Source organism: Solwaraspora sp. WMMD1047, from assembly GCF_029626155.1.
GTDB lineage: Bacteria > Actinomycetota > Actinomycetes > Mycobacteriales > Micromonosporaceae > WMMD1047.
On sequence record NZ_JARUBL010000001.1, the window covers coordinates 1,916,489 to 1,935,812 of the forward strand.

The window sequence follows — 19,324 nt, forward strand, 5'->3', positions numbered from 1 at the left end:
GATTCAGGCGGTCAGGCCCGGCGGGGCGGCGCGGTGCTGCCCCGCGGGGTCAGGTGTGCGGTCTGGTCCTGGGCCGCCCCGATCGGCTGGCCCTCGATCGCGGCCAGCAGCAGCCGGGCGGCGTGCGCGCCGTAGGCCGGGATGTCGCGGCTGAGGGCGGTGAGCGGCGGGTGCACCAGCTTGCACAGCGGGGAGTCGTCCCAGGCCACGATGGACAGATCGCCCGGCACGGCGAGGCCCATCTCCTGGGCCACGGCCAGCCCCGCGATCGCCATCACGTCGTTGTCGTAGATCGCCGCGGTCGGCCGCCGGCCGGAGCTGAGCAGGCGCCGGGTGGCCCGGGCGCCGTCCTCGCCGGTGAAGTCCGACGGCACGGTGACGCACTGGTCGAGCCCCAGCCGCCGGCAGGCCGCCTCGAACGCCTCGGACCTGGTCTCGGTGTGCAGCAGGCCGTTGAGGCCGCCGACCCGGGCGATCCGCCGGTGGCCCAGCGCGGCGAGGTACTCCACCACCTCGACGATCGCGCCCGCGTCGTCCGACCAGACGCTGGCCAGCCCGCCGGTGTGCCCGGGACCGCCGATCACCACGGCGGGCAGGGCCAGCTCCTTGAGCGCCGACACCCGCCGGTCGTCGATGCGCAGGTCGCAGACGAACACCCCGTCCACCCGCCGCTCGCCCCACCACCGCCGGTAGACCGCGATCTCGGTCTCCTGGTCGCTGACCACCTGCAGCATCAGCCCGTACGACCGGGCGGAGAGTTCCCCCTCCAGGCCGCTGATCAGCTCCATGAAGAACGGCTCGATGCCGAGGGTGCGGGCCGGCCGGCACAGCGCCAGGCCGACCGCGTTGGCGCTGGCGCCGGAGAGCGCCCGGGCGGCGCTGCTGGGGTTGAAGCCCATCTCCCGGGCGATCGCGATGATGCGCTGCCGGGTCGCCTCCGAGACGCCGGGCTGGCCGTTCAGGGCGTACGAGACCGCGCCCTTGGAGACGCCGGCGCGCTGGGCGACGTCCGCGATGGTGGGCCTTTTCAACAGCGATCCTCACTGGTTCACCCCCGCCTCGGGGCGCCGGTTCACGGGGGATTCCGAGGTTACCTCCGTCGGCGCCGGTTCCGGGGACCGGTCCGGCCCTCGGTGCGCCAACCCGTCATTGACACACGTCGAAGCCTTTCGTACGGTGGTTGCACTTATCCGGTTCAGTCAACGTCTCTCGATGTTCGGGAGCGTTCCCACCTGCGCGGAGGACGACATGGGATGGTCGAGGACCCGGTGGGTCCGACTCGCCGCCGCTGGCGCGGCCGGCGTGCTTCTGATCGGTGGCTGCAGCGGCAGCGGCGGAAGTGGCGGCGACGGCACGGTCAACCTCACCATCGGGTTCTGGGGCGACTTCGGCCTGGACGAGCTGAAGGGCAGGTACGAGGCGGCCAACCCGGGCGTCAAGATCACCCTGAACGCCGGTGAGTACAACGCCCAGCACGAGGACCTGCAGAAGAAGCTCATCGCCGGAAACGGGGCGCCGGACATCGCGGCGATCGACGAGGGCTTCATCATCCAGTTCCGCGGCCAGGGCGACAAGTTCGTCAACCTGCTGGACAAGGGCGCCGGCAGCTACCAGGGCAACTACCTGCCCTGGAAGTGGCAGCAGAGCCTGACCACCGACGGGGTTCAGATCGGCCTCGGCACCGACGTCGGCGGCCTGGCCATGTGCTACCGCACCGACCTGTTCGAAGCGGCCGGCCTGCCGACCGAGCGGGACGCCGTCTCGGCCCTCTGGCCGACCTGGGACACGTTCATCGAGACCGGCCAGCGGTATGTGGCGGCCACCGACAAGAGGTTCATCGACGCGGCGACGAACATCTTCAACCCGGTCCTCGGCCAGCAGCAGGTCGGCTTCTACGACGAGAACAACACCCTGCAGATGTACGGCGGACCGAAGGTCGCCTTCGACGTGGCCGCCAAGGCGATCGCGGCCGGCCTGTCGGCGAACCTGACCGCCTTCCAGACCGACTGGAACGCCGGCTTCGTCCGCGGCGACTTCGCGGTGCTCGCCTGCCCGGCGTGGATGCTCGGGCACATCAAGAACACCGCGCCCGACACCGAGGGCAAGTGGGACGTCGCCGCGATCCCCGGTGGCGGCGGCAACTGGGGCGGGTCGTTCCTGACCGTGCCGAAGCAGGGCAAGCACGTCGACGAGGCGTACCAGCTGCTGGAGTGGTTGATCCAGCCCGAACAGCAGATCGAGATCTTCAAGCAGGTCGGCAACCTGCCCTCCCAGCCGGCCCTCTATGAGGACCCCGCGATCCGCGACTTCGTCAACCCGTTCTTCAACAACGCCCCGGTCGGCCAGATCTTCACCGCGACCGCGGCCAGCCTGACCCCGCAGTACCTCGGGCCGAAGAACGGTCCGACCCGGGTGGCGGTCGAGAACGTGCTGAACCGGCTCTCCGACGGAGATCTCGAAGGCGATCCCAACCGGGCCTGGGCCGAGGCCCTGGCAGAGGCGGACCGGGCGTCGAAGACGTGACCGGCGGGACAGCGCTCCGGCCCAGCCGCGGCGCCGGGTCCACCGGTGGTTCGCCGCGGCCGGGCGGCCGGAATCCGCACCGCTGGCGCGACCGGCTGCACCGCTTCGACCTGCGCTACACCCCGTACCTGCTGGTCGCGCCGTTCTTCCTGCTCTTCGCCGTCTTCGGGCTGATCCCGATCATCTTCAACGCCGTGGTGGCGCTGCGGACCTGGCGGCTGGACAACCAGGACGCCAACGGCTGGGCCGGCCTGGAGAACTTCGACCGCCTGCTCACCGACGACCGGTTCTGGAACGCGTTGCTGAACACGTTCGGGATCTTCGTGCTCTCGACCGTGCCGCAGCTGTTCCTGGCGATCGTGATCGCCTCCCTGCTCAACCGGCAGCTGCGGGCACAGACCTGGTTCCGGGTCGGCGTGCTGCTGCCCTACATCACCCCGATCACCGCCTCCACGCTGCTCTTCTCGGTCTTCTTCGCCAGCGGCGAGAACGGCACCGCCAACTGGCTGCTCGGCCTGGTCGGCATCAACGAGCAGGACCCGCTCAACTGGCGCAGCGCCAAGTGGTCGTCCTGGCTGGCCATCGCGGTGATGGTCAACTGGAAGTGGATCGGCTACAACGCGCTGCTCTACCTCGCCGCCATGCAGGCGATCCCGCGCGACATCTACGAGGCGGCGGCCGTCGACGGCGCCGGCGCCTGGCGACAGCTCTGGCGGATCACCGTGCCGATGATCCGGCCGGTGGTGATCTTCACGGTGGTGCTCTCCACCATCGGCGGGCTGCAGCTGTTCACCGAGCCGATGCTCTTCGAACCCAACGCCCAACAGGCCCTCGGCGGCGCCAACGGCGAGTGGCAGACCATCGCCCAGTACATCTACCGGGTCGGCTGGAAGGAGCTCAACCTCGGCTACGCGGCCGCGCTCTCCTGGGCGCTGTTCCTGATCATCGTGATCGTGGCGGCGGTCAACGCCCTGATCACCAACCGGCTCGGAGGAGGGCGCAGATGACCGCCGTGCTGTCCCAGCCGCCCGCGGGCGACCCGCCCCCGACCCGACCGCCCGTCCGCCGGACCCGGCCGGCGCTGCTCGGCCGCGCCCCGCAGAACACCCCGGGCAGTGTCTGGAACTACCTCTTCCTCTCGATCGTCATCCTCTTCTCGGCGTTCCCGATCTACTGGATGTTCGTCATCGCCACCAGCACCGACGCGGCGCTGGCGCACATCCCGCCGGTGATCGTCCCCGGTGACCAGCTCGCCACCAACCTGCGCGAGGTCTTCGGGCTGCAGGACGTGTACTTCCTCCAGTCGCTGGCCAACAGCGCCATCGTCTCGACGATCGTCACCGCGTCCGTGCTCTTCTTCTGCTCGCTGGCCGGGTTCGCCTTCGCCAAGCTGCGGTTCCGGGCCCGGAACGCCCTGATGATCATCGTGATCCTCACCATCACCGTGCCGAACCAGCTCGGCGTGGTGGCCCTCTACATCGTGATGGGATACCTGCCCGGCCGCGAGGGCGGCTGGAACGGCACCCTGCTCGCGGTGATCGCACCCGGTCTGGTCACCGCCTTCGGCGTCTTCTACATGCGACAGTTCATCCTCGACGCGGTCCCCGACGAGCTGGTCGAGGCCGGCCGGGTCGACGGCGCCACCACGATGCGGATCTACTGGAGCGTGGTGCTGCCGGCCATCCGGCCGGCGCTGGCCGTGCTCGGACTGCTCACCTTCGTCGCCATCTGGAACGACTTCCAGTGGCCACTGATCACCCTCGGCGGCTCCGACTATCCCACCTCGATGGTTGCCCTCTCCGACCTCGCCAGCGGAAACTACGTGCTCTACCGCCGGGTGCTGGCGGGAGCTTTCGTGGCCACCATCCCACTGATCGTCATGCTCGTCATCGGTGGCCGGCAGATCGTCCGAGGAATCATGGAAGGCGCGGTGAAGTCATGAACGGTCCCGACCCGGGACGGCCCGCGTGACCGCGACCCACCACCGGCCGCTGCACGACGGCTGGTCGCTGTGGGCCGTACCCGGTCCGCAGGTCCCGCCGGCCGTCGCCGGCGTCCGGATCCCGGCCACCGTTCCCGGTTGCGTGCACACCGACCTGCTCGCCGCCGGGCTGATCCCGGACCCGCACCTCGACGACAACGAGCTGGCGATGGCCTGGATCGGCCGCACCGACTGGGTCTACACCACCAGCTTCGGCTGGGACGGCACCGACGCGTCCCGGGTCGACCTGGTCTGCGCCGGCCTGGACACCGTCGCCACCGTCACCCTCAACGGCCGGCTGGTCGGCCGGACCGCCAACATGCACCGGGGCTACCGGTACGACGTCCGCGACCTGCTGCGGGTCGGCGACAACGTGCTGCGGGTCCGCTTCGAGTCCGCCTACCGGTACGCCGAACGCCTCCGCGACCAGCTCGGCGACCGGCCGAGCACCTACCCACAGCCGTTCAACTTCATCCGGAAGATGGCCTGCCACTTCGGCTGGGACTGGGGTCCCACCCTGGTCACCGCCGGCATCTGGCAGGAGATCGGCCTGCACGCCTGGTCGGTGGCGCGGCTGGCCGAGGTGCGCCCGCTGGTCACCGTCGTCGACGGGGTCGGCCGGGCCGAGGTGCACCTCGACGTCGAGCGGGCCGTCGACGAGCCGCTGCGGGTCACCGCGACGGTGGCCGGGGTCCGCGCCGAGGCGGTGATCGAGGCCGGGCAGCGGACGGCGGTGCTGACCGTCGTCGTACCCGAACCGAGGTTGTGGTGGCCGCGCGGCCACGGTGACCAGGCCCGGTATCCGCTGACGGTGACCCTGGCCACCACGGCCGACGGGCCCGCCGGCCCGGCCGGCACGGTCGTCGACGGCTGGGAGCGACCCGTCGGATTCCGGTCGGTCCGCCTGGACACCGCCCCCGACGAGCACGGCACCGCCTACACCCTGCACGTCAACGAGAAGCCGATCTTCGTACGCGGAGTCAACTGGATCCCCGACGACACCTTCGTCACCCGGATCACCCGGCGGCGGCTCGCCGAACGGTTCGCCCAGGCCTGCGACGCCAACGTCAACCTGCTGCGGATCTGGGGCGGCGGCCGGTACGAGTCGGCCGACTTCTACGAGCTCGCCGACGAGCTGGGGCTGCTGGTCCAGCAGGACTTCCTGTTCGCCTGCGCGGCGTACCCGGAGGAGGAGCCGTTCCGTTCCGAGGTGGAGGCGGAGGCCGCCGAGCAGGTGGTCCGGCTCGCCCGACACCCGAGCCTGGTGCTCTGGAACGGCAACAACGAGAACATCTGGGGCTTCGAGGGCTGGGGCTGGCGGGAGCAGCTGGGCGACCGGACCTGGGGCGCCGGCTACTACTTCGACCTGCTTCCGGCGATCGTCGCCCGGCTCGACCCGACCCGGCCCTACTGGCCGGGCAGCCCGTGGTCCGGCCGGCACGACCTGGACCCGAACGACCCGGCGCACGGCAACACGCACATCTGGGACGTCTGGAACACCGACGACTACCTGCGTTACCGCGACTACCGACCCCGGTTCGTCGCCGAGTTCGGCTTCCAGGGGCCGGCGGCGTACCCGACGCTGCGCCGGGCGCTCACCGACGACCCGCTCACCCCGGACTCGCCCGGCATCACCCACCACCAGAAGGCCGCCGACGGCGGCGGCAAACTGCTGCGCGGCCTGGCGCCACACCTGCCGACGCCGCGCGACTTCGACGACTGGCACTACCTGACCCAGCTCAACCAGGCCCGGGCGATAAGCGTCGGCGTCGAGCACTTCCGGTCGCAGCGCCCGGTCTGCATGGGCACCATCGTCTGGCAGCTCAACGACTGCTGGCCGGTCACCTCCTGGTCCGCGGTCGACTTCGACGGCCGTCGCAAACCCCTCTGGTACGCGCTGCGCCGCAGCTACGCCGACCGGCTGATCACCATTGCGCCCGCCGACGACGGGCTCGCCCTGGTCGCGGTGAACGACACCGACGCCGAGTGGACGCCCCGGGTGGAGGTCGCCCGACTGACCCTGGCCGGCGAGCCGCGGGCCAGCACGGTGCTGACGGTGACCGTGCCGCCCGGCTCGGTGCGGACCGTCGGGCTGCCCGCCGACCTCACCGTCCCGGACGATCCGCGCCGGGAGCTGATCGTGGCGGAGCCGGCGGAGACCGGCACCCGGTGCTGCTGGTTCTTCGCCGAGGACCGCGACGTCGCGTACCCGCCGGCGGACTTCGACGCCACCGTGGAGCCGACCGCGGGCGGCGCGTTGGTCCGGGTCACCGCCCGGTCCGTGCTGCGCGACCTGGTCCTGTATCCCGACCGGCTGGACCCGACCGCGGTGGTCGACGAGGCGATGGTGACCCTGCTGCCGGGCCAGACGGCGACCTTCACCGTCCGGGCCGCCGGTCCGCTGCCGTCCGAGCCGCTGACCCGGCGGCCGGTGCTGCGCTGTGTCAACGACGTGGGAACCGACTGACCCATTCCCGCCGCCCGTCCCGGCGGCCCGTGACAGGGAGAACCCAGATGCGCGTACGCCTCGCGGCGGTCCTGGTGACACTCACCGGACTGCTGGCCGGCCCGATCGCGGTGCCGGCCGCCGCCGCCCCCGGTCCCACCGCCGGCTTCGTCACCCGGCACGGCGCCGAGCTGAAGCTGGACGGCAAGCGGTTCCGGTTCGGCGGCACCAACAACTACTACCTGATGTACAAGTCGCCGCGGATGGTCGACGACGTCTTCGCCGACGCCCGGGCGGCCGGCTTCACGGTCCTGCGCACCTGGGGCTTCCTGGACATCGGCAACGCCGACGGGTCGAACTCGGTGGCCGGTCCCGCCGACGGTGTCTACTTCCAGTACTGGGACGGCGCGAAGCCGGCGTACAACGACGGCCCGGACGGCCTTCAGCGCCTCGACCACGTCCTGGCGGCGGCCCGGGCGGCCGGGATCAGGCTGGTCATCCCGCTCACCAACAACTGGCGGGACTTCGGCGGCATGGACCAGTACGTGCGCTGGCGCGGCGGCTCCCACCACGACGACTTCTACACCGATCCGGTCATCCGCGGCTGGTACCGGGACTGGATCTCGCACCTGCTGAACCGGACCAACACCATCACCGGGGTCAGGTACGCCGACGATCCGACGGTGCTGACCTGGGAACTGGGCAACGAGCCGCGCTGCAAGGGCTCGGGGGTCTACCCGCAGTCGCCGGACTGCACCACCGAGACGCTGGTGGCCTGGGCCGACGAGATGAGCCGGCACGTCAAGTCGATCGACCGCCGGCACCTGGTGAGCGTCGGCGACGAGGGGTTCTTCTGCGACGACCCGGCCAGCGGCGACTGGACGGTCAACTGCGGGGAGGGCGTCGACACGCTGGCCTTCGGGCGGCTGCCGGCGGTGGACGTGCTCTCGTACCACCTCTACCCGGACCACTGGGGCAAGGACGCGGCCTGGGGCACCGACTGGATTCTGCGGCACGGCCGGGAGGCCAGGCGGATCGGCAAGCCGGTCATGCTCGGCGAGTTCGGGCTGCACGACAAGGCCACCCGCAATCCGGTGTACCAGCGCTGGACCGACGCCGCCATCCGGGGCGGGACGACCGGCTTCCTGTACTGGATCCTCTCCGGCGTGCAGGATGACGGCAGCCCGTACCCGGACTACGACGGCTACACCGTCTACTGCCCGAGCCCGGTCTGCACCAACCTGGCCAACGCGGCCGAGGAGATCGCCCGGGGACAGCGGTCCCGCCCGCCGGTCGCCGACCACGACACCGCAGTGGTCGAGTTCGACACGGCGGCGACCCTCACCCCGGCCGCCAACGACATCGGCTACCGCACCCGGGTCCGGCCGGCCAGCATCGACCTCGACCCGGCCGCCGGCGGGCAGCAGCGGGTCGCCGCGGTCTCCGGTGGCGAGTTCGCCCTCGCCGCCGACGGCACGGTGACCTTCACCCCGACCGCCGGCTTCGCCGGCCGGGCGGTGGCCCACTACACCATCGTCGACCAGGCCGGCCGGCGCTCGAACGTCGCCGACCTGGTGGTGACCGTGAAGCCGGACCCGGCCGGCGTGCTGGTGCTCGCCTCGTTCGAGACCGACGAGTACGGTTGGGCGCCGGCGTCCTGGCAGACCGACGGAAGCACGGTCGCCCGGTCCGGCGACTTCGCCACCGACGGCGCGGCCGGGCTGCGGATCACCTCGGTCGAGGGCGGCTGGTTCGGGGTCCGGTTCAGCGAGCCGCTGGACCTGTCGGCCCGGATCACGCTCAAGTACGACCTGCGCACCGATCCGTCGGTGGGCACCAACACGGCGATCGCGGTGCAGACCGGCCCGTCGTACACCTGGTGCCAGTCGACCTTCACCTGGCGCAACCAGAACTGGACCGGCACCGCCGAGATCGACCTGACCTCGGCGATGTCCTGCGACGCGACCGCCCTGGCCGACGTGCGCGAGCTGTACGTCTACGTCAACCCGGGGGTGGTGCACATCGACAACGTCCGGGTGGAGTAGCTGTCAGGAGCCGATCCCGGCGGCGACCGCCCCGACCCAGCCGGCGACCAGCCGCCGGGTCAGTTCCCCGGTCGGATCATGGTCGGGATTGGCCTCCGTGATGGTCAGGCACGCCAGACCCGGGTGGGCGGCGGCTGCCGCCACGGCCGCCATCGCCTCGGGAAACGCCAGACCGCCGTGATAGCGGGGGCAGTCGGCCAGCGGGAAACCCGGATAGTCGATCACGTCGACGTCCAGGTGCAACAGCAGCGCGTTCCGGCCGGTGAGGGCGGCCAGGCTGGCCGCTGCCAGCGGGCCGGCCCGGCCGGCCGGAATGTCGGTCACCGGCACCCCGGTCAGCCGGCGGGCGGCGAACCGACGCCACTGGGGGGCGGACAACTGCGCCGGGTGGAAGCCGAACAGCACGAGACCGTCGGCGTCGATCAGGGGTCCGTCCGGGAGCAGGTTGGCCAGCTCGGGATCTCCCTCGCCGAGCAGGTGGGCGACGCCGCAGCTGTCCAGCACCCCCCACCCCTCCCCGGGGGTGTCCAGATCGGCGTCGCCGTCGAGATAGAAGACGCCCACCTCGTCGCGCCGGTGTCCGGCCAGCCGCAGACCGAGGACCGCACCGAGCACCAGTGTGCAGTCCCCGCCGAGCAGCACCGGCAGGTCGCCGGCCGCCCGCGCCGCGGCGACCTCGTCGGCGACCCGACGCACCTGGGCCAGCACCACCGGCAGATTGCGCGCCCCGGACGGGGCGGCACCGGTGGCGAAGGGCGTGACCGGCAGGTCCGGGCCGTCCGCGGCGGCCACGCCCGCCCCGGCCAACGCGGCCCGGATGCCGGCCCGGCGAAGGTGATCCGGCCCCCGCTCCAGACCCGGCGCGTGCGCACCGGCGCTGGTGGGTACGCCGATCAGGCGAAGCGTCACCACCCGGAACCCCCGATCGTGCTCGCGGCTCCCGGCCCCGGCCCGGGTCGGGCGCCCCACGTACGTTCTCTGCCGGGCCGTACCCGTTTCGGCCCGGCCGCATGCGTCTGGGCTCGTTCCCGGGACGACGCCCGCTTATTTTGTGATCTTGACCGAATGTCGGTCGAATTCGCCCCACAGCTGATGGCACCCGCCCTGACCAGGTGTTACTCAGGTCAGGGACGGCCATGGCGACGGTGGGGAGAGTTCATGCTGCCGGGTGGGATGATGCCCGTGACCCAGCTGGTCGCGATGATCAAGAGTACGCCGCCGAGCAGTGCGGCCGGTCTGCTGACCGCGATGCCGGCGGACCGGCTGCCGTTGGTGGTCGGTGCGCTGCCCCCCGCCGACGTGCTCCGGCTGCTGCCCGCGCTGCGCCCGGACACCCGGGCCGCCGTGCTCGCGGTGCTCTCGATCGACCAGCTGGCCGCGATGCTGCGGATCCTGCCGGGCGACCAGGCGGTGTCGCTGCTGACCGAGCTGCCCGCCGGGCGGTTGCCCGCGGTGGCCGGCGCGGTGCCCGACGGTCTGGTTCCGGCCCTGCTGGCCACCCTGCCGCCCGAGCGGCGCGACGGGCTGCTCGCGGCGATGGACCCGCGCCAGGCCCGGGCGGCGTTGGCGACCGGCTATCAGCGCGACGTGTTCGAGGCGCTGGTCCGGGCCAACGCCGAGGTATCCGTCCCGCCCGGAACCCCGGACGGGATCGTCCTGGTGCAGAACCTCGGTTGGCGGATCGTGGTGGCCGCCCGGTACGGCGACGACGGCAGCGTCGCGGTGCGCGACGCGGAGGACGCCGCGTACCGGATGCGGGCCAGCGGCGCGCTGTCGGTGACCAACGGCGAGCCGGCGGCCGAGGTGCTCCGCTACTGCCGGGACGCCCAGCGCGCCGGCCGGCCGCTGGAGACCGCCGTCTGGGCCGACGCCCGACACGACGGCCAGCTCAAGCGCACCCTGGTCGGCCTCTTCCACTGACCGGCGCGCCCGACGGGCCTACTCCGGGACCAGCCGGTAGGCGCCGTCGCTGGCCGAGGTCGCCATCGACGCGTACGCCCGTAGCGCCGCCGAGACCGGCCGGTCCCGGTCCACCGGGGTGTACGGCCGGTCGCGCTTCTCCTGGGCGATCCGCCGGGCCTCCAGCACGTCCGCGGCGACGTTCAGCTCGATCAGCCGGGTCGGGATGTCGATGACGATCTCGTCGCCGTCGACGACCAGCGAGATCAGGCCACCGCCGGCGGCCTCCGGCGAGACGTGCCCGATGGAGAGCCCGGAGGTGCCGCCGGAGAACCGCCCGTCGGTGATGAGGGCGCAGTCCCGGCCGAGCCCTCGGCCCTTGAGGAAGGAGGTCGGGTAGAGCATCTCCTGCATGCCCGGCCCGCCCTTCGGGCCCTCGTAGCGGATCACCACGACGTCGCCGGCGACGATCCGCTTGTTCAGGATGGCGTCGACGGCCGCCTCCTGGGACTCGAAGACCTTGGCCGGGCCGCGGAAGCTGAGCCGGTCGGCCGGCACCCCGGCGGTCTTGACCACCGCCCCGTCCGGCGCCAGGTTGCCGTGCAGGATGGCCAGCCCGCCGTCGGCGCTGTACGCGTGCGCCCGGTCCCGGATGCAGCCCTCGGCCGGGTCGGTGTCGAGCCGGGACCAGCGGTTGGTGGTGGAGAACGGCTCGGTGGTGCGCACCCCGCCCGGCGCGGCGTGGAAGAGCTCGACCGCCTCCGGGGTGGCGCTGCCGCCGCGGATGTCCCAGTCGGCCAGCCACCGGTCCAGGTCGGGGGCGTGCACGGCGTGCACCTCCCGGCGGAGCAGGCCGGCCCGGTCCAGCTCGCCGAGGATGGCCGGGATGCCGCCGGCCCGGTGCACGTCCTCCATGTGGTACTTCGGCGAGTTCGGGGCGACCTTCGCCAGGCAGGGGACCCGGCGGGAGATCTCGTCGATGTCGGCGACCCCGAAGTCCAGCTCGGCCTCGCGGGCGGCGGCGAGCAGGTGCAGCACGGTGTTGGTCGACCCACCCATCGCGACGTCGAGCGCGACGGCGTTCTCGAAGGCGGGCCGGGAGGCGACCGCCCGGGGCAGCACCGAGGCGTCGTCGGAGTCGTACCAGCGCTTGGCGATGTCGACGACCACCCGGCCGGCCCGCTCGAACAGCGCCTTGCGGGCGGCGTGGGTGGCCAGCGTCGAGCCGTTGCCGGGCAGCGCCAGCCCGATCGCCTCGGTCAGGCAGTTCATCGAGTTGGCGGTGAACATGCCGGAGCAGGAGCCGCAGGTCGGGCAGGCGGAGCGCTCGATCTCGCCGAGCTGGTCGTCGGTGACGGCGTCGTTCGAGGAGGCGATCATCGCGTCGATCAGGTCGATCTTGTCGTGCACGATGCCCTCGATGGCGACCGTCTTGCCGGCCTCCATCGGCCCGCCGGAGACGAAGACGGTGGGGATGTTGAGCCGCAGCGCGGCCAGCAGCATGCCCGGAGTGATCTTGTCGCAGTTCGAGATGCAGACCAGCGCGTCGGCGCAGTGCGCGTTCACCATGTACTCGACCGCGTCCGCGATCAGCTCCCGGCTGGGCAGCGAGTAGAGCATGCCGCCGTGGCCCATCGCGATCCCGTCGTCCACGGCGATGGTGTTGAACTCCCGGCCGACGCCGCCGGCGTCGGCCACCGCGTCGGCGACCAGGCCGCCCAGGTCCTTGAGGTGTACGTGGCCGGGGACGAACTGGGTGAAGCTGTTGGCGATGGCGACGATGGGCTTGCCGAAGTCGTCGTCGGTCATCCCGGTGGCCCGCCAGAGGGCCCGGGCGCCGGCCATCGTCCGGCCGTGGGTGGAGGTTCGGGACCGCAGCTCAGGCATCCCACCAGTCTTGCACCGTCGGCGCCGGTCCGCCGCCGGCCGCCACCCGGGTCCACCACGCGGGACATCCGGCACCTCCGATCGACCGGCTGGCCGCCCCGCGCCGGGAACGGCATCGGCGGAACATTCCGCTCCGGATGACCGAACAGGCGGTTCGTGCCCCGATGACGGAAAATCCGCCCCCCGTTCCCCATGAGTCAGCTCGCATCCGGCACAGTGGATGCGTGCAACTCCCGTCGGGCGTGGAGGCCGCTGCCGTGGCGAGCGGAGTGACGGTGTTCTGCGGCCCGGCGATGCTGGCGTTCTCGGCCCGCCGCCGGTCCGGCCCGGGCCGCCAGGCGCACGCGCTGCTGGCCGCCGGCGCGGTCGTCGCCGCGGTGAGCGTGGTCGTCGCGCTGGTCGGGGTGTCGATGTACGCCGATCACTGGTCGCACCACCGGCCGGAACGGATCACCCTGGCCACCGTGGTGGCGCTCGGGATGGCGCTGAGCGGGTTGCTGCTCTGCGCCGGCCTGCTCCGGCTGCCGGGCGCCGCCGGCAGCGCGGCCGGCGCGCTGCGGCTCGTCCTCGACGGGCTGGTGATCGCGGCCTCGCTCTGGTTCGTCAGCTGGGTGCTGCTCTCCGAGCCGACCAGGCTCTTCGGCGACCGCACCCCGATGGCCTGCCCGGCGGTCCTGGTGACGACCGTCACCACGGCCGCGGCGATCGGGATCACCTTCATCGTCGGGGCCCGCTCACCGCGTCCCCGGCGCGGCCTGGCGCTGGTCGGCGGCGGGGTCAGCCTGGTCGCCGCGTGCGGGCTGGCGCTGGCCACCGGGGTCTGCCAGACCGGCCCCCGGATGGCGCTGGCCAGCGCGGCCGTGCTCCCGGTCGGGCTGGTCCTGACCGCCATCGCCAGCCGATCCACCGACGGGGCCAGCGGCGCCGACACCGACGTGATCCGGCGCGGCACCGGCTACGCCTTCCTGCCGATGCTGGCGATGGTCGCCTCGGCCACCTACCACCTGCTGCGCGGCGGCACGTTCGACGGGCTCGGCATCATCGCCGCCAGCGTGGAGGGCTTCGCCCTGGTGGCCCGGCAGTACCTCGCCCTGGCCGATGTCCGGGCCTACGCCGGCCGGCTGGCCGAACGGGAGGAGTACTTCCGCGAGCTGGCCCACACCGACCCGCTGACCGGGCTGGCCAACCGTCGCGGCCTGCTGCGCGCCATGGCGGAGGAGACCGCCACCGCCGGCCCGTGCGTGCTGCTCGGGCTGGACCTGGACGGCTTCAAGAACGTCAACGACATGCGCGGCCACGACGTGGGCGACGCGGTGCTGGTCGAGGTGGGGCAGCGGCTGCGGACCAACCTGCGGCCCGGGGACGTGGCGGCCCGGCTCGGCGGCGACGAGTTCGCCGTCCTGATGTGGGGGCGGCTGCCGGAGGCGCAGCGGGTGGCCGAGCGGCTGCTCGGCGTCCTGGGCCGCCCGTACGAGCACGACGACGGGCGGGTCTTCCTGTCGGTGAGCATCGGGGTGGCCGACCAGTGCACCGCCGGGGACACCGACGCCATGCTCCGCAACGCCGACCTGGCCCTGCGCTACGCCAAGCAGCGCGGGAAGAACCGCATCGAACGGTACGACGTCGCGTACGACCGGCTGCTGCGCCGGCGGACCATGCTGGAGCACGAGATGCGCGGCGCGGTGGAGCGCGGCGAACTGCGGTTGGCGTTCCAGCCGGTGGTGGCGGTGCCGTCGGTCCGTCCGGTCGGCGCGGAGGCGCTGCTGCGCTGGCACCACCCCGAGCTGGGCAGCGTACGGCCGGACGAGTTCATCCCGCTGGCCGAGGAGTGCGGCATGATCGCCAAGCTCGGCGCCTGGGTGCTGCACGAGGCGTGCCACCAGCTCTCGCACTGGCTGGCCGAGGGGCACGACGTCTGGCTGTCGGTGAACGTCTCACCCCGCGAACTGCACGCCCCGGAGTACGTGGTCCAGGTCGCCGACGCGCTGCGCGCCCACCACGTGCCGCCGCAGCGGCTGGTCCTGGAGATCACCGAGCACGCGGTCGCCACCGACCTGGACGAGCTGATCCGCCGGCTGGCCGCGCTGCGTCTGACCGGCGTACGGATCGCGCTCGACGACTTCGGCGCCGGCTACTCCTCGCTCGGCCAGCTGCGCCGGCTGCCGATCGACATCCTCAAGATCGACCACAGCCTGGTGGCGGAGCAGGGCACGATCCACGCCCCGGAGCGCGGCGGCCGGGCGTTCGCGCCGATGGTCGACGTGGTGATGCGGCTGGGCCACCAGCTCGGCCTGGAGGTGATCGCCGAGGGGGTGACGAACCAGACCGAGCTGGCGGCGGTGGTGGAGGCCGGCTGCCGGTTCGGGCAGGGGCAGCTCTTCGGCTGGGGGGTGCCGGCCGAGCACCTGGAGGCGCTGCTGGACGCGGCGACCTCGCCCGGGGCCAGGCCGCTGCCCGGTACCCGGGCGCGGCCGGGCGGCCGGGGAGCGGAGCGGCCGCCGACCCGGCCGGAGCGCGCCGCCGGTAAGCCGGAGCGCGCCATCCCCGCCCAAGATGTGAGATCAGTTGACTCATCGCGTGAGATGCGTCAGGCTTAGCCCCATGTCGCCGACCAGGTCATTCCGAGTACTTACCTGAGCGCACTCTCCTGTTCGAGAGTGCGCTGGCCCCGTGCATCTGCACGAGGGCCGTTTTTATTGGCCGGCCCTGTCAGGAATCGGCCAGGAAGTCCCGGATCGGGCCGGTTGACGGCCCGCCGGACAACCGCCAGAGAGTTCAGTCATCAACTGACCCGAGAAGGCCTGAATCGCCATGACGAGACCCACACCAGAGACCCTCGCCCACAGTGTGCGACGTAGCCGGTCGGGTGGTGTCGACGGGACCGCCCTCGCCGCCGGTCCGCACGCCGCCACCGCCCCGGCCCACCCCGCCGGCCCCACCGCCGTCGGGCAGCCGGGCCGGGCGGTAGCACCGGTCGCGGTCTCCGGTGCCGCCTCGCTGGTGCGGTCGCTGGAGGCGCTCGGCGTCGATGTCGCGTTCGGCATCCCGGGCGGCGCCATCCTGCCCGCGTACGACCCGCTCTACGACTCGTCGGTGCGGCACATCCTGGTCCGCCACGAACAGGGCGCCGGCCACGCCGCCACCGGGTACGCCCAGGCCACCGGCCGGGTCGGCGTCTGCATCGCCACCTCCGGACCGGGCGCGACGAACCTGGTCACCCCGATCGCCGACGCGTACATGGATTCGGTGCCGATCGTGGCGATCACCGGGCAGGTGGCGCGGCCGGCGATCGGCACGGACGCCTTCCAGGAGGCCGACATCCAGGGCATCACGCTGCCGATCACCAAACACAACTTCCTGGTCCAGGACGCCGAGGAGATTCCCCGGGTGCTGGCCGAGGCGTTCCACCTGGCCGCCACCGGCCGGCCGGGGCCGGTGCTCGTCGACATCCCGAAGGACGTCCTGCAGGCGCAGACGACCTTCAGCTGGCCGCCCACCCTGGACCTGCCCGGCTACCGGCCGACCCTGCACCCGCACGGCAAGCAGATCCGCGAGGCGGCCCGGCTGATGGCCACCGCCAAGCGGCCGGTGCTCTACGTCGGCGGCGGCGTGCTCAAGGCCGGCGCCACCGAAGGGCTGCGCCGGCTCGCCGAGCTGACCGGCATCCCGGTGGTCACCACCCTGATGGCGCGCGGCGCGTTCCCGGACTCGCACCCGCAGCACCTCGGCATGCCGGGCATGCACGGCACGGTGGCGGCGGTCTACGCCCTGCAGAAGGCGGATCTGATCGTCGCGCTCGGCGCCCGGTTCGACGACCGGGTGACCGGCAAGCTCGACTCGTTCGCGCCCGGCGCGGCGATCGTGCACGCCGACATCGACCCGGCCGAGATCGGCAAGAACCGGGCCGCCGACGTGCCGATCGTCGGCGACGCCCGGTACGTGATCGACGAGCTGGTCGAGGCGGTCGGCCCGGGCGGCGCCGGCAAACCGGCCGCCGGCCGGGACGCGACCGCCCCGGCGGACCGCACCGAGTGGTGGGCACAGCTGGACGACCTGCGGCAGCGCTACCCGCTGGGCTACGACGAGCCGGACGACGGCACGCTCTCCCCGCAGTACGTGATCAAGCGGCTGGGTGAGATCGCCGGGCCGGACGCGGTCTACGTGGCCGGCGTCGGCCAGCACCAGATGTGGGCGGCCCAGTTCATCTCGTACGAGAAGCCGGCCACCTGGCTCAACTCGGGCGGCCTGGGCACCATGGGCTACGCGGTGCCGGCGGCGATGGGCGCCAAGGTCGGCCGGCCGGACACGGTGGTCTGGGCGATCGACGGCGACGGCTGCTTCCAGATGACCAACCAGGAGCTGGCCACCTGCGCGCTGGAGGGCATCCCGGTCAAGATCGCCATCATCAACAACGGCAACCTGGGCATGGTGCGGCAGTGGCAGACCCTCTTCTACGGGGAGCGCTACTCCAACACCGAGCTGGGCACCCACAAGCACCGGATTCCCGACTTCGTCAAGCTGGCCGAGGCGCTCGGCTGCATCGGCCTGCGCTGCGAGACGGCGGCCGACGTGGACGCCACGATCGAGGCGGCGATGGCGATAAACGACGCGCCCGTCGTGATCGACTTCGTGGTCGGCAAGGACGCCATGGTGTGGCCGATGGTCGCCGCCGGCACCAGCAACGACGAGATCATGTTCGCCCGGGGTGTCCGCCCGGCCTTCGACGACGACGACCTGTGATCGTCCGGGACGGATTGAGAGAGAACGACAGATGACCAAGCACACGCTGTCCGTGCTGGTGGAGAACAAGCCCGGGGTGCTGGCCCGGGTCAGCGGGCTGTTCTCCCGGCGCGGCTTCAACATCGACTCGCTCGCGGTCGGGGAGACCGAGAACCCGGACGTCTCCCGGATCACGATCGTCGTCAACGCCGACTCCTCCCCTCTGGAGCAGGTCACCAAGCAGCTCAACAAGCTGGTGAACGTGCTCAAGATCGTGGAGCTGGACCCGGCCGTCTCGGTGGCCCGGGAACTGCTGCTGGTCAAGGTCCGGGCGGACCGCTCGATGCGGGCCCAGGTACTCGAGACGGTGGACCTGTTCCGGGCCCGGGTGATCGACGTGGCACCGGACACGCTGACCATCGAGGCGACCGGCACCGCGGACAAGCTGGACGCGCTGCTGCGCGATCTCGAACCGTTCGGAATCAAGGAAATGGTGCAGTCCGGCCTGGTGGCCATCGGCCGCGGATCGCGGTCGATCACCACCGGTCCGGCGCTGCGCGCCGCCTGACCCGCTGGACGACGGCGCTGCGCGCCGCCTGACACGCTGGACCCGACAGTCAACGAATGGCGGACCGGCATGGCCGCCGCGAGGAAGGAAAGTCATGACCGCTGAGGTGTACTACGACGACGACGCCGACCTGGCGCTCATCCAGAGCAAGAAGGTCGCGGTGCTCGGCTACGGCAGCCAGGGCCACGCCCACGCGCTGTCGCTGCGCGACTCGGGCGTCGACGTCGTGATCGGCCTGCCGGAGGGCTCGAAGAGCCGCGCCAAGGCGCAGGAGCAGGGGCTGCGGGTGCTGACCCCCGCCGAGGCGGCGGCCGAGGCGGACGTGATCATGGTGTTGGCGCCGGACACCGCCCAGCGGTCGCTCTACGCCCAGGCGATCGCGCCGAACCTCTCCGCCGGCAAGGCGCTCTTCTTCGGCCACGGGCTTAACATCCGGTACGGCTTCATCGAGCCGCCGGCCGACGTGGACGTGGCGATGGTCGCCCCGAAGGGGCCGGGCCACCTGGTCCGCCGGCAGTACGTCGACGGCAAGGGCGTGCCCTGCCTGGTCGCCGTGGAGCAGGACCCCAGCGGCACCGCCCTCGCGCTCGCCCTGTCCTACGCCAAGGGGATCGGCGGCACCCGGGCGGGTGTGATCAAGACCACCTTCAAGGAGGAGACCGAGACCGATCTCTTCGGCGAGCAGGCGGTCCTCTGCGGCGGCGCCTCGGCGCTGGTGCAGACCGGCTTCGAGGTGCTCACCGAGGCCGGCTACACCCCGGAGGTGGCCTACTTCGAGTGCCTGCACGAGCTGAAGCTGATCGTCGACCTGATGTACGAAGGCGGCATCGCCCGGATGCGCTACAGCGTCTCCGACACCGCCGAGTACGGCGACTACTCGCGCGGGCCGCGGGTGGTGGACGCCCGGGTGAAGGACGAGATGCGCAAGATCCTGGCCGAGATCCAGTCCGGCGAGTTCGCCCGCGAGTGGATCGCCGAGGACGACGCCGGCCGGCCGAACTTCGCCAAGTGGCAGGCGGAGGGGGCGGCGCACCCGATCGAGGAGACCGGCCGGAAGCTGCGGGACATGATGAGCTGGGTGGACCGGCCGATCACCGAGACCGCCTGAAACACGACACGCCCGGGATCGCGCGGCGCTTCCGGTATCGCGGTGAACCGTTGATACCGGGGCGCCGTGTCTCGTTGTAGGGGCACCCACGAGTTGCCTACCGGCGGCGTTAGCTCGGCGCGGCCGTTACCGATTGATTGCCATTTGA

General features: G+C 72.0%; 13 protein-coding genes. 10 read left to right on the forward strand and 3 right to left on the reverse strand.

Annotated features, from left to right (window positions below; genetic code table 11):
• Positions 1–11: 11 nt before the first annotated feature.
• Positions 12–1,031: a LacI family DNA-binding transcriptional regulator gene (locus O7627_RS08845; protein ID WP_278093007.1), complete on the reverse strand. Its 1,020-nt coding sequence runs from the start codon at positions 1,029–1,031 to the stop codon at positions 12–14.
• Positions 1,032–1,212: 181 nt separating this feature from the next.
• Between O7627_RS08845 and O7627_RS08850 the strand changes: the two genes are divergently transcribed.
• From O7627_RS08850 to O7627_RS08870, 5 genes are read left to right on the forward strand one after another with little or no spacing between them, the layout of a single operon-like run.
• The gene (locus O7627_RS08850) at positions 1,213–2,523 is read left to right on the forward strand and encodes an extracellular solute-binding protein (RefSeq protein WP_278093008.1); all 1,311 of its coding nucleotides are present in this window, start codon (positions 1,213–1,215) and stop codon (positions 2,521–2,523) included.
• The gene (locus O7627_RS08855; protein ID WP_278093009.1) at positions 2,520–3,530 is read left to right on the forward strand and encodes a sugar ABC transporter permease; all 1,011 of its coding nucleotides are present in this window, start codon (positions 2,520–2,522) and stop codon (positions 3,528–3,530) included. Before O7627_RS08850 ends, O7627_RS08855 begins: the two co-directional genes overlap by 4 nt.
• Positions 3,527–4,465, forward strand: a complete 939-nt coding sequence (locus tag O7627_RS08860) for a carbohydrate ABC transporter permease (protein WP_278093010.1) — start codon at positions 3,527–3,529, stop codon at positions 4,463–4,465. The genes O7627_RS08855 and O7627_RS08860 overlap by 4 nt, the downstream gene beginning before the upstream one ends.
• 25 nt (positions 4,466–4,490) lie before the next feature.
• Positions 4,491–6,971, forward strand: a complete 2,481-nt coding sequence (locus O7627_RS08865; RefSeq protein WP_278093011.1) for a glycoside hydrolase family 2 TIM barrel-domain containing protein — start codon at positions 4,491–4,493, stop codon at positions 6,969–6,971.
• Between the two features lie 47 nt (positions 6,972–7,018).
• Positions 7,019–8,995 (forward strand): cellulase family glycosylhydrolase, encoded by a 1,977-nt coding sequence (locus O7627_RS08870; RefSeq protein ID WP_278093012.1) that lies wholly within the window; start codon positions 7,019–7,021, stop codon positions 8,993–8,995.
• A 3-nt stretch (positions 8,996–8,998) separates the two neighbouring features.
• Here O7627_RS08870 and O7627_RS08875 read toward each other — a convergent pair whose 3' ends face one another.
• Entirely contained in the window at positions 8,999–9,904 is a 906-nt protein-coding gene (locus O7627_RS08875; RefSeq protein ID WP_278093013.1) for an arginase family protein, read from the reverse strand.
• Between the two features lie 273 nt (positions 9,905–10,177).
• Here O7627_RS08875 and O7627_RS08880 point away from each other — a divergent pair, with 273 nt between their 5' ends.
• Complete coding sequence (locus tag O7627_RS08880) at positions 10,178–10,915, forward strand: hypothetical protein (protein WP_278093014.1); 738 nt, start codon at positions 10,178–10,180, stop codon at positions 10,913–10,915.
• A gap of 18 nt (positions 10,916–10,933) precedes the next feature.
• Here O7627_RS08880 and ilvD read toward each other — a convergent pair whose 3' ends face one another.
• Complete coding sequence (ilvD, locus tag O7627_RS08885; RefSeq protein ID WP_278093015.1) at positions 10,934–12,781, reverse strand: dihydroxy-acid dehydratase; 1,848 nt, start codon at positions 12,779–12,781, stop codon at positions 10,934–10,936.
• A 293-nt stretch (positions 12,782–13,074) separates the two neighbouring features.
• Here ilvD and O7627_RS08890 point away from each other — a divergent pair, with 293 nt between their 5' ends.
• The 4 genes from O7627_RS08890 (at position 13,075) to ilvC (ending at position 19,176) form a co-directional block, all read left to right on the forward strand.
• A complete protein-coding gene (locus O7627_RS08890; protein WP_278098218.1) occupies positions 13,075–15,378 on the forward strand; it encodes a bifunctional diguanylate cyclase/phosphodiesterase in 2,304 nt (767 codons plus the stop codon).
• Between the two features lie 214 nt (positions 15,379–15,592).
• Positions 15,593–17,521: an acetolactate synthase large subunit gene (locus O7627_RS08895; RefSeq protein WP_278093016.1), complete on the forward strand. Its 1,929-nt coding sequence runs from the start codon at positions 15,593–15,595 to the stop codon at positions 17,519–17,521.
• A gap of 31 nt (positions 17,522–17,552) precedes the next feature.
• Positions 17,553–18,068 carry an acetolactate synthase small subunit gene (gene ilvN / locus O7627_RS08900; protein WP_278093017.1) on the forward strand — a complete coding sequence of 172 codons (516 nt, stop codon included), beginning with the start codon at positions 17,553–17,555 and terminating at the stop codon, positions 18,066–18,068.
• 94 nt (positions 18,069–18,162) lie between these two features.
• On the forward strand, positions 18,163–19,176 hold the full coding sequence (gene ilvC, locus O7627_RS08905; protein ID WP_278093018.1) for a ketol-acid reductoisomerase: 1,014 nt from the start codon (positions 18,163–18,165) through the stop codon (positions 19,174–19,176).
• Positions 19,177–19,324 lie beyond the last annotated feature (148 nt).

What these genes read in the sequence shown, in the direction of transcription:
- O7627_RS08850 (WP_278093008.1), top strand. Translation starts at nt 1,213, where the DNA reads ATGTTCGGGAGCGTTCCCACCTGCGCGGAGGACGACATGGGATGGTCG.
- O7627_RS08860 (WP_278093010.1), top strand. Translation starts at nt 3,527, where the DNA reads ATGACCGCCGTGCTGTCCCAGCCGCCCGCGGGCGACCCGCCCCCGACC.
- O7627_RS08870 (WP_278093012.1), top strand. Translation starts at nt 7,019, where the DNA reads ATGCGCGTACGCCTCGCGGCGGTCCTGGTGACACTCACCGGACTGCTG.
- ilvD (WP_278093015.1), bottom strand. Translation starts at nt 12,781, where the DNA reads ATGCCTGAGCTGCGGTCCCGAACCTCCACCCACGGCCGGACGATGGCC.
- O7627_RS08890 (WP_278098218.1), top strand. Translation starts at nt 13,075, where the DNA reads ATGCTGGCGTTCTCGGCCCGCCGCCGGTCCGGCCCGGGCCGCCAGGCG.
- O7627_RS08895 (WP_278093016.1), top strand. Translation starts at nt 15,593, where the DNA reads ATGACGAGACCCACACCAGAGACCCTCGCCCACAGTGTGCGACGTAGC.
- ilvN (WP_278093017.1), top strand. Translation starts at nt 17,553, where the DNA reads ATGACCAAGCACACGCTGTCCGTGCTGGTGGAGAACAAGCCCGGGGTG.
- ilvC (WP_278093018.1), top strand. Translation starts at nt 18,163, where the DNA reads ATGACCGCTGAGGTGTACTACGACGACGACGCCGACCTGGCGCTCATC.